Annotated in this window: 2 protein-coding genes, 1 tRNA gene and 2 rRNA genes; 1 reads left to right on the top strand and 4 read right to left on the bottom strand. The window is 67.2% G+C overall.

Annotated elements, in window-relative coordinates; all coding sequences use genetic code 11:
* Positions 1–73: 73 nt before the first annotated feature.
* Positions 74–5590, bottom strand: coding sequence for a HAMP domain-containing protein (locus ABZX67_RS09685; RefSeq protein ID WP_355356684.1), 5517 nt, complete (start codon positions 5588–5590; stop codon positions 74–76).
* A gap of 297 nt (positions 5591–5887) precedes the next feature.
* Here ABZX67_RS09685 and ABZX67_RS09680 point away from each other — a divergent pair, with 297 nt between their 5' ends.
* Positions 5888–8536, top strand: coding sequence for a SpoIIE family protein phosphatase (locus tag ABZX67_RS09680; protein WP_355356682.1), 2649 nt, complete (start codon positions 5888–5890; stop codon positions 8534–8536).
* 67 nt (positions 8537–8603) lie between these two features.
* Here the strand turns inward: ABZX67_RS09680 and ABZX67_RS09675 are convergent.
* From ABZX67_RS09675 to ABZX67_RS09665, 3 genes are all read right to left on the bottom strand, one after another.
* Positions 8604–8676, bottom strand: a tRNA-Thr gene (locus tag ABZX67_RS09675).
* A 197-nt stretch (positions 8677–8873) separates the two neighbouring features.
* A 5S ribosomal RNA gene (rrf, locus tag ABZX67_RS09670) occupies positions 8874–8990 on the bottom strand.
* Positions 8991–9067: 77 nt separating this feature from the next.
* Positions 9068–11540 (bottom strand): 23S ribosomal RNA (locus ABZX67_RS09665); the annotation flags it as partial.

Raw genomic sequence — 11540 nt, 5'->3', positions numbered from 1 at the left:
CCCGTATACCGTCCTCTCACACGCTTTCGACCACAGTCAGTCAACAACTCGCCGTCATTCGTGCGGCCTCCGCTCACTCTCCGCGCATCCACTGCTCCATAACCGAGAGAAGATGATCCGGATCCACCGGCTTCGTAACGTAGTCGGAAGCGCCGGACTCGATGGCCTTCTCCCGGTCGCCCTTCATCGCCTTCGCCGTCAGCGCGATGATCGGCAGCCCGGCGAACTGAGGCATCCGCCGGATCGCCGTCGTCGTCGCGTACCCGTCCATCTCGGGCATCATGATGTCCATCAGGACGACGGCGACGTCGTCGTGCTGCTCCAGGACCTCGATGCCCTCGCGGCCGTTCTCCGCGTACAGCACCGCGAGGCCGTGCTGCTCCAGCACGCTGGTGAGCGCGAAGACGTTACGGATGTCGTCGTCGACGATCAGCACCTTCTCGCCGCCGAACTCGAAGCGGCGGCCCGGCTCGAACGCCTCCTGCCCGGCGCCCTGCCACTCCGCGGCACCTCCCGCACCTGTGGCACCAGCACCGCCGGCACCACCCTCCGAACCGGTCGCCGCCGGAGCCGGTGCCTCCTGCGCCGACTGACCGGGCAGCGCGGCCCGCTGGTCGGCCCGGCCCAGGGCCCTGCGGCGGTGCCGGAAGAGCGCTCCGGAGCCACCGGCCCGCCCCTCGGCGGCGGGCACGCCACCCGTTCCCTCGGGGCCCATGCCGTCGAGCTCCCCGGACTCCGGTCCCGCGCCCGGGACCTGGTGCCCGTAGCCGTGCGGCGGCAGCTCGCTGGGGTGGAGCGGCAGGTACAGCGTGAACGTCGAGCCGCGGCCCGGCTCGCTCGCCGCGTGGATCTCGCCGCCCAGCAGCCGCGCGATCTCCCGGCTGATCGACAGGCCCAGGCCCGTACCGCCGTACTTGCGGCTCGTCGTCCCGTCCGCCTGCTTGAACGCCTCGAAAATCACCCGCATCTTGCTGGCCGCGATGCCGATCCCGGTGTCGGTCACCGAGAACGCGATCAGGTCGGCGTCCGGCTCCGACAGCGACCCCGACTCCAGCAGCTGCTCGCGGATCGACTGCGGCACGTCCGTCTTCGCCGGGCGGATGACCAGCTCCACCGCCCCGCTGTCGGTGAACTTCACGGCGTTCGACAGCAGGTTGCGCAGCACCTGCAGCAGCCGCTGCTCGTCGGTGTGGAGCGTGGCGGGCAGCTCCGGCGACACCCGTACCGAGAAGTCCAGCCCCTTCTCGGCGGTCAGCGGCCGGAAGGTGGCCTCCACGTAGTCGACGAGCTGGACCAGCGCGATACGCGTCGGGCTGACGTCCATCTTGCCCGCCTCGACCTTCGACAGGTCGAGGATGTCGTTAATGAGCTGCAGCAGGTCCGACCCGGCGCCGTGGATGGTCTCGGCGAACTCGACCTGCTTCGGCGACAGGTTCCCCTCGGCGTTGTCCGCGAGCAGCTTGGCGAGGATGAGCAGCGAGTTCAGCGGCGTACGCAGCTCGTGCGACATGTTCGCCAGGAACTCCGACTTGTAGCGCATGGAGACCGCGAGCTGCTCGGCCCGCTCCTCCAGCACCTGCCGGGCCTCCTCGATCTCGGTGTTCTTCACCTCGATGTCGCGGTTCTGCTGCGCCAGCAGCTCGGCCTTCTCCTCCAGCTCGGCGTTGGAGTCCTGGAGCGCCTTCTGCCGGCTCTCCAGCTCCGCCGAGCGCTCGCGCAGCTGCTCCGTGAGCTCCTGCGACTGCTTCAGCAGCACCTCGGTCTTGGTGTTGACGCTGATGGTGTTGACGCTCGTCGCGATCATCTCGGCGAGCTGGTTGAGGAAGTCGCGCTGGATCTGGGTGAAGGGCTGGAACGACGCCAGCTCGATCACGCCGAGGACCTTCCCCTCGAAGACCACCGGCAGCACGATCACATACGCCGGGGACGCCTCCCCGAGGCCCGAGGAGATCTTCAGGTAGCCGGGCGGCACGTTGACCTGGATGGTCCGCTTCTCCTCGGCCGCCGTGCCGATCAGCGTCTCGCCGGGCCGGAAGGTCGTGGGCATCGACCCGGCCGAGTAGCCGTAGCTGCCGCGCATGACGAGCTCGTAAGAGCCGTCCTCGTCCGCCCCGATCTCGTTGCCGCCGCCCGTGGGCATGGCCAGGAAGAAGGCGCCGTGCTGCGCCGAGACGACCGGCGTCAGCTCGCTCATGATCAGCGAGGCCACGTCGTCGAGGTCGCGGCGGCCCTGCATGAGGCCGGAGATGCGGGCCAGGTTGCCCTTCAGCCAGTCCTGCTCCTCGTTGGCGAGGGTGGTGTCGCGCAGGTTGGCGATCATGGTGTTGATGTTGTCCTGGAGGACCTGGATCTCGCCCGCCGCGTCCACGTCGATCTTCAGGTTCAGGTCGCCGCGGGTCACCGCCGTGGCGACGGCCGCGATGGCGCGCACCTGACGGGTGAGGTTGCCGGCCATCTCGTTCACCGACTCGGTCAGGTCGCGCCAGGTGCCGTCGACGTCCCGCACGCGGGCCTGGCCGCCGAGGATGCCCTCCGTACCCACCTCGCGGGCCACCCGCGTGACCTCCTCGGCGAAGGAGGACAGCTGGTCGACCATCGTGTTGATGGTGTTCTTCAGCTCCAGGATCTCGCCGCGCGCGTCGATGTCGATCTTCTTGGTGAGGTCGCCCTTGGCGATGGCGGTGGTGACGGCGGCGATCTGGCGCACCTGGCCGGTCAGGTTGGACGCCATCGAGTTCACCGACTCGGTCAGGTCCTTCCACGTACCGGAGACGCCCGGCACCCGGGCCTGTCCGCCCAGTTCGCCTTCCGTGCCCACCTCGCGCGCCACGCGGGTCACCTCGTCGGCGAACGACGACAGCGTGGTCACCATGGTGTTGACGGTGTTCGCGAGCTCGGCGACCTCACCGCGCGCCTCGACCGTCACCTTCTTGGTCAGATCGCCGTTGGCGACGGCCGACGACACCCGCGAGATGTTGCGCACCTGCGAGGTGAGGTTGTTGGCCATCACGTTGACGTTGTCGCTGAGGTCCTTCCAGATGCCGGTGACGCCCCGCACCCGCGCCTGACCGCCGAGGATCCCCTCCGTACCCACCTCGCGGGCCACCCGCGTGACCTCGTCCGCGAAGTTGGAGAGCTGGTCCACCATCGTGTTGACGGTGGTGACGAGGTCGAGGATCTCGCCGCGGGCGTCGACGGTGATCTTCTTCGACAAGTCGCCCTTGGCGACCGCCGTCGTCACCTCGGCGATGTTGCGCACCTGCGAGGTCAGGTTGTTCGCCATCGAGTTGACGGACTGGGTCAGGTCCTTCCAGGTGCCGGAGACGCCCTGCACCTCGGCCTGCCCGCCCAGGATGCCCTCGGTGCCCACCTCGCGGGCCACCCGGGTCACCTGCTCCGCGAAGTTCGAGAGCTGGTCCACCATCGTGTTGAGGGTGTTCTTCAGCTCCAGGATCTCGCCCCGGGCGTCCACGTCGATCTTCTGCGACAGGTCACCGCGCGCCACCGCGGTGGCGACCTGCGCGATGTTACGGACCTGGGCCGTGAGGTTCCCGGCCATGCTGTTGACCGAGTCCGTCAGGTCGCGCCACACGCCCGCGACGCCCGGCACCTGCGCCTGACCGCCGAGCCGGCCCTCGGTGCCCACCTCGCGGGCCACCCGGGTCACCTGCTCCGCGAACGCGGACAGCTGGTCGACCATGGTGTTGATGGTGTTCTTGAGCTCGAGGATCTCGCCGCGCGCGTCCACGTCGATCTTCTGCGACAGGTCACCGCGCGCCACGGCCGTCGTCACCTGGGCGATCTGCCGCACCTGCGACGTCAGGTTCCCGGCCATGAAGTTGACGGAGTCCGTGAGCTCCTTCCACGTCCCCGAGACGCCGTCGACGCGCGCCTGGCCGCCGAGCCGGCCCTCCGTACCCACGTCCCGCGCCATCCGCGTCACCTGGTCGGCGAAGGACGACAGCTGCGCCACCATCGTGTTGACGGTGTTCTTCAACTCCAGCATCTCGCCCGCGACATCGACGGTGACCTTCTGCGTCAGATCGCCGTTCGCCACCGCCGTCGTCACCTGCGCGATGTCCCGCACCTGACCGGTGAGGTTGCGGAACGCCGTGTTGACGGAATCCGTCAGGTCCTTCCAGGTCCCCGCGGCCCCCGGCACATGGGCCTGACCACCGAGCCGGCCCTCGACGCCCACCTCGCGGGCCACCCGGGTCACTTCGGAACCGAACGCCGACAGCTGGTCCACCATCGTGTTGACGGTGTTCTTCAACTCCAGCATCTCGCCGGCCACGTCGACGGTGACCTTCTGCGACAGGTCGCCGTTCGCCACCGCCGTCGTCACCTGCGCGATGTCCCGCACCTGAGTGGTCAGATTGCGGAAGACGGTGTTGACGGAGTCCGTCAGGTCCTTCCACGTGCCCGCCGCGCCCGGCACCTGCGCCTGACCGCCGAGGAGCCCCTCGGCGCCGACCTCGCTCGCCACCCGCGTCACCTCGTCGGCGAACGTCCGCAGCGTCTCCGTCATCTGGTTGATCGTGTCGGCGAGCTGCGCGACCTCACCGCGTGCGCTCACCGTCACCTTCTGCGACAGGTCGCCGTTGGCGACGGCGGTCGTCACCTCGGCGATGCCCCGCACCTGCGAGGTCAGGTTCCCCGCCATCGTGTTGACGGAGTCGGTCAGGTCCTTCCAGACACCGGCCACACCCGGCACCTCGGCCTGCCCGCCGAGCTCGCCCTCCGTACCGACCTCACGCGCGACCCGCGTGACCTCGGAGGAGAACGACGACAGCTGGTCCACCATCGTGTTCACGGTGTTCTTCAGCTGGAGCATCTCACCGGCCACGTGCACGGTGACCTTCCGCGACAGATCGCCCTTGGCGACCGCCGTCGTCACCAGCGCGATGTCCCGCACCTGGGCCGTCAGCCGGTACGCCATGGTGTTCACCGAGTCCTGGAGGTCCTTCCAGGACCCGGACATCCCGCGCACCTGCGCCTGCCCGCCGAGCTTCCCCTCGGTGCCGACCTCCAGCGCGACCCGCGTCACCTCGTCGGTGAACGCCGACAACTGGTCCACCAGGTTGTTCACCGTACGGGCGACCTTGAGGAACTCCCCGCGCAGCGGCCGCACGGTCCCGTCCAGCCCCTCCGAGCGCAGCTCCATCCGCTGCTCCAGGTCGCCCTCGGCGACCGCGGAGAGCACCCGCCCGACCTCCGACACCGGTCGCGTCAGATCATCCACCAGGGCGTTCGCCGCCTCGATGGCCTGCGCCCAGGCGCCCTCACTGGCCCCGACCTCCAGGCGCTCGGACAGCTTGCCCTCGCGCCCGACCATCCGCCGCACCCGCGACAGCTCACCGGTCAGGTGCAGCTTCCGGTCGGCGACCTCGTTGAAGACGGCGGCGATCTCCGCCATCACGCCGTCGCCCGTCACCGTCAGGCGCTTGCGGAAATTGCCGTCCCGCATCGACGCCAGTGCCGTGAGCAACCGCTCCAGAGCGGCGGCGTCCACCTCGACCGTCCCACCGCTCCGGGACCGCCCGCCCTTCGTGCGCGTGCTACCGCCCCGCGCCGTCACGCCAGACTCCACCGTGTCCCTCCCGCAGGGGTTGACCGTACCGCTCGGCATTACTGCCCGGGCGTTGCTGCTCCGGCTGTCACTGGCAGCGTTCCCAGTGTTTCACCACGAGCGATCGAGGCCATAACAGTTCGGCAGCTTCGCATAACGTCCCCGCCCACGGGGGACGGAAACGGTGGTGACCACCATCCGCCCGGACAGCGAAGGTAAGTAACCTGGCATCCGGCTGTCCAACCGCCCCGGTCCGCCCGGCGGGGGCGGTGCGGCACAGTATGACCACCGGGCACCGGGGAGGGGCAGAGCCGCATCATGGCTGAGCCGGGCGTCGAGACGCGTACGAGGAGTTCTGTGATCACCGCTCGGGCGGCTGCCACCTTTGAACCTGTGGGGCGGTCCGTCGCGACCGCGCGGGCCTTCGTCCGGGACACCCTGCAGGGCTGGGGGTACACCGATGTCGTGGACGACGCCACCGTCCTGACCAGCGAACTCGTGACCAATGCGATCATCCATGCCGGCACCGCCGCCGACGTCCTGTGCCTGCGCACGGAGCAGGGGGTCCGCGTCGAGGTCGCCGACCGCTACCCGGAGCGCGAGGTGCCGCTCCAGGGCACCGGCCGCTTCGACATGAGCCCCGACCGCGAGAGCGGCCGCGGACTGCTGCTGTGCGCCGCCCTCGCCTCCCGCTGGGGCGTCGAGTACTCCCCGACCCGCAAGCAGGTCTGGTTCCAGCTGGACCTGCCCGAGCGGCCCGTCGGCACCCGCTCCGCCGGCCCGGCCCTCCCCACCGACCTCCTCCCGGTCGCGGACGAGCGGGTCCGCGTCGCCGTCGTCCAGATCGACCGCAAGGGCGCCATCGCCGCCTGGAACGAGGACGCCGAGCACCTTTTCGGGTACGCCGCCGACCAGGCCGTCGGCAAACCGCTCGGCGACCTCGCCGCCTGGCCCCACACCCCCGGCATCGGCACCGGCCTCGCCGAGGCCCTGCGGCTCTCCCGCTGGGAGGGCAGCTACGGCATCCGCGGCGCCGACGGCCGCGTCATCCCGGTCTACGCCTCCCACCTCCGGGTCCGCGACACCCAGGGCGAGCCGTCCACGGTCTGCCTCCTGGTGCGCGACTACGAACGGGCCGTGCTCCAGTCACCGCCCCGCACCCCCGTCGACTCCAACAACGAGGGCCGCAGCTCCGACCCGTTCGAGGTCTTCATCGGCTCGCCCGCCCCCGACGACCTCGACGGCCTGCTCCAGCGCACCGTGGAGCGCGCCCGCGACATGCTCGACGGCGACGCCGCCTTCCTGCTGCTCGCCACCGACGACGAGACCGAGCTGGAGGTACGCGCCACCACGGGCCTGCCCTCCGCGCGCCAGCGCTTCGCCCGCGTCCCCGTCGAGTCCGGCACCGGCCGCTACTCCTCGGCCCGCATGCCCGCCGTCCACGAGGACCTCGCCGCCGTCCCCGGCGCCGTACCGCTCCTCAACGGCACCGGCATGCGCTCCGTCGTCACCGTCCCGCTCAAGGTCGAGGGCCGCCTCACCGGCTCCCTGGGCGTCGCCGCCGAGGCCGCCGGCCGGTACTCGAACGAGGAGGCCCTGCGCCTCCAGTTCGCCGCCGACCGCATCGCGCTGGCCGTCGAGTCGGCCCGCCTCGGCGAGCTCGAACGCCTCCGCCGCGGCTCCCTCAGCTTCCTCGTCGAGGCCTCGGACCTGCTCGCGGGAACCCTGGACCGGGACCAGACCCTGGCCCTGATGGCCCAGATGACGGTTCCGACGCTGGCCACCTGGTGCGCCGTCTACACGATCGCCGACCAGTCCTCGGACCCGTACCTCTCGTACGTGCTCCACGAGGACGAGGACCGCATCGACGGCCTCAAGGCGCTCCTCTCCAAGATCCCCCCGCCGGAGCCCGTCCCGTCACCCGGCGCCCGCGTCTGGTCCGCCCCCTCCGAGGCCGCCCACCAGGCCGCCCTGCGCACCTCCATGCGCGAACTCGGATACGGCTCCGCCCCGCTGTCCTCCGGCATCGGTACGACGCTGGCGACGGCCGCGGCGGTCGGCGGCGAGACGGTGGTCCTGCCCCTGGTCGCCCGCAACCGCGTGATCGGCATGCTCACGCTGGGCAAGCCCTCCGACGACCACTTCCGCCAGGAGATCCTGGAGCTCGCCGAGGACCTGTCCCGACGGGCCGCCCTCGCCCTGGACAACGCCCGCCTGTACTCCGAGCGCACGGCGATCAGCCAGTCCCTGCAGCGCAGCCTGCTGCCCCCGGGCCTCCCCCAGGTGCCGGGTGTCGAGGTCGACGTCATCTACCGCGCGGCCGGCGAGGGCAACGAGGTCGGCGGCGACTTCTACGACCTCTTCCCGATCCGTGACAACGCGTACGGCTTCGCCATCGGCGACGTCTGCGGTACGGGCCCGGAGGCGGCCGCCGTCACGGGCCTGGCCCGCCACGCCCTGCGCCTGCTGGCCCGCGAGGGCTTCGGCGGCCCGGCCGTCCTGGAGCGCCTGAACGCGGCGATCCTCGACGAGGGCGCCCGCAGCCGCTTCCTGACGCTCCTGTACGGCGAGCTGTGGCCCCAGGAGGACGGCAGCGCCCTCCTCAAGGTCGTCTGCGCCGGCCACCCGCTCCCGCTGCGCCTGCGCCAGGACGGCACCGTCGAACCGGCCGCCGAACCGCAGCCCCTGCTCGGCGTCATGGAGGACCTCGAGCTGTACGAGCAGACCGTCACGCTCGACCCGGGCGACGTCCTGCTGTGCGTCACGGACGGCGTCACCGAACGCCGCGAAGGCGCGCGCATGCTCGGCGACGACGGCCTGATGGACGTCCTCCGCACCTGTACGGGCCTGACGGCCGGCGCGGTCACCGCCCGCGTGATGCGCGCGGTCGAACGCTTCGCCGCGGAGCCGGCCTCCGACGACATGGCCATCCTGGCCATGCGCGTCCCGGAGCCGCACACGGACTGACGCGCGGCAACAGCCGACGAACGCAAAGAAGGCCCCCGCCACTTGGGCGGGGGCCTTCTTCGTTCTGAGCCCCCAAACGGAATCGAACCGTTGACCTTCTCCTTACCATGGAGACGCTCTGCCGACTGAGCTATAGGGGCCGGCTTGTCGCTTCGGGGTTTCCCCCGCCGCAACGAGATAAAGCATACCCCGAACAAGCGGATTCGCATAACCGGCCCGAGACACCAACTCCGGGAAGCCACAGCCACCCTGACGCACCCTCGGGAACCTGAACCAGGAGGCCGTAAACGCAGAAAAGCCCCGCACCATAACGGTGCGGGGCTCCCCCACAATAATTGTTCGGCGGCGTCCTACTCTCCCACAGGGTCCCCCCTGCAGTACCATCGGCGCTGAAAGGCTTAGCTTCCGGGTTCGGAATGTAACCGGGCGTTTCCCTAACGCTATGACCACCGAAACACTATGAAGATGTCGAACTTCTACCGGCAAAGGGAGTTCGTTACTTCAGAACTAACACAGTGGACGCGAGCAACTGAGGACAAGCCCTCGGCCTATTAGTACCGGTCAACTCCACCTATTACTAGGCTTCCATATCCGGCCTATCAACCCAGTCGTCTACTGGGAGCCTTACCCTCTCAAGGAGGTGGGAATACTCATCTCGAAGCAGGCTTCCCGCTTAGATGCTTTCAGCGGTTATCCCTCCCGAACGTAGCCAACCAGCCATGCCCTTGGCAGAACAACTGGCACACCAGAGGTTCGTCCGTCCCGGTCCTCTCGTACTAGGGACAGCCCTTCTCAATATTCCTACGCGCACAGCGGATAGGGACCGAACTGTCTCACGACGTTCTAAACCCAGCTCGCGTACCGCTTTAATGGGCGAACAGCCCAACCCTTGGGACCGACTCCAGCCCCAGGATGCGACGAGCCGACATCGAGGTGCCAAACCATCCCGTCGATATGGACTCTTGGGGAAGATCAGCCTGTTATCCCCGGGGTACCTTTTATCCGTTGAGCGACGGCGCTTCCACAAGCCACCGCCGGATCACTAGTCCCGACTTTCGTCCCTGCTCGACCCGTCGGTCTCACAGTCAAGCTCCCTTGTGCACTTACACTCAACACCTGATTGCCAACCAGGCTGAGGGAACCTTTGGGCGCCTCCGTTACCCTTTAGGAGGCAACCGCCCCAGTTAAACTACCCATCAGACACTGTCCCTGATCCGGATCACGGACCCAGGTTAGACATCCAGCACGACCAGAGTGGTATTTCAACGACGACTCCACCTGAACTGGCGTCCAAGCTTCACAGTCTCCCACCTATCCTACACAAGCCGAACCGAACACCAATATCAAACTGTAGTAAAGGTCCCGGGGTCTTTCCGTCCTGCTGCGCGAAACGAGCATCTTTACTCGTAGTGCAATTTCACCGGGCCTATGGTTGAGACAGTCGAGAAGTCGTTACGCCATTCGTGCAGGTCGGAACTTACCCGACAAGGAATTTCGCTACCTTAGGATGGTTATAGTTACCACCGCCGTTTACTGGCGCTTAAGTTCTCAGCTTCGCCAACCCGAAAGTCGGCTAACCGGTCCCCTTAACGTTCCAGCACCGGGCAGGCGTCAGTCCGTATACATCGCCTTACGGCTTCGCACGGACCTGTGTTTTTAGTAAACAGTCGCTTCTCGCTGGTCTCTGCGGCCACCCCCAGCTCGAGCAGCAAGTGCTCTCACCAGTGATGGCCCCCCTTCTCCCGAAGTTACGGGGGCATTTTGCCGAGTTCCTTAACCATAGTTCACCCGAACGCCTCGGTATTCTCTACCTGACCACCTGAGTCGGTTTAGGGTACGGGCCGCCATGAAACTCGCTAGAGGCTTTTCTCGACAGCATAGGATCATCCACTTCACCACAATCGGCTCGGCATCAGGTCTCAGACTATGTGTCACGCGGATTTGCCTACGTGACGTCCTACACCCTTACCCCGGGACAACCACCGCCCGGGCTGGACTACCTTCCTGCGTCACCCCATCGCTTACCTACTACAGGTCTGGTCCGTCGGCTCCACCACTTTCCTTTCCCCGAAGGGTCCGGAACGGCTTCACGGACTTAGCATCGCCTGGTTCGATACTGGGCGTTTCAAAGCGGGTACCGGAATATCAACCGGTTGTCCATCGACTACGCCTGTCGGCCTCGCCTTAGGTCCCGACTTACCCTGGGCAGATCAGCTTGACCCAGGAACCCTTAGTCAATCGGCGCACACGTTTCTCACGTGTGTATCGCTACTCATGCCTGCATTCTCACTCGTGAACCGTCCACAACTCGCTTCCGCGGCTGCTTCACCCGGCACACGACGCTCCCCTACCCATCACAGTCCCCGTTGGGGGTACATACTGCAATGACACGACTTCGGCGGTACGCTTGAGCCCCGCTACATTGTCGGCGCGGAATCACTTGACCAGTGAGCTATTACGCACTCTTTCAAGGGTGGCTGCTTCTAAGCCAACCTCCTGGTTGTCTCTGCGACTCCACATCCTTTCCCACTTAGCGTACGCTTAGGGGCCTTAGTCGATGCTCTGGGCTGTTTCCCTCTCGACCATGGAGCTTATCCCCCACAGTCTCACTGCCGCGCTCTCACTTACCGGCATTCGGAGTTTGGCTAAGGTCAGTAACCCGGTAGGGCCCATCGCCTATCCAGTGCTCTACCTCCGGCAAGAAACACACGACGCTGCACCTAAATGCATTTCGGGGAGAACCAGCTATCACGGAGTTTGATTGGCCTTTCACCCCTAACCACAGGTCATCCCCCAGGTTTTCAACCCTGGTGGGTTCGGTCCTCCACGAAGTCTTACCTCCGCTTCAACCTGCCCATGGCTAGATCACTCCGCTTCGGGTCTAGAGCGTGCAACTCAATCGCCCTATTCGGACTCGCTTTCGCTACGGCTTCCCCACACGGGTTAACCTCGCTACACACCGCTAACTCGCAGGCTCATTCTTCAAAAGGCACGCAGTCACGAG

The organism is Streptomyces sp. NPDC003036, assembly GCF_040611175.1.
In the GTDB taxonomy this organism is placed as follows: Bacteria; Actinomycetota; Actinomycetes; order Streptomycetales; family Streptomycetaceae; genus Streptomyces.
The sequence above is the reverse complement of the archived record's forward strand: the minus strand, read 5'-3'. Positions and strand labels throughout refer to the sequence as shown.

Bases quoted from the DNA above. Each gene is read 5' to 3' on its own strand.
- ABZX67_RS09680 (WP_355356682.1), top strand. From the start codon at position 5,888: ATGGCTGAGCCGGGCGTCGAGACGCGTACGAGGAGTTCTGTGATCACC.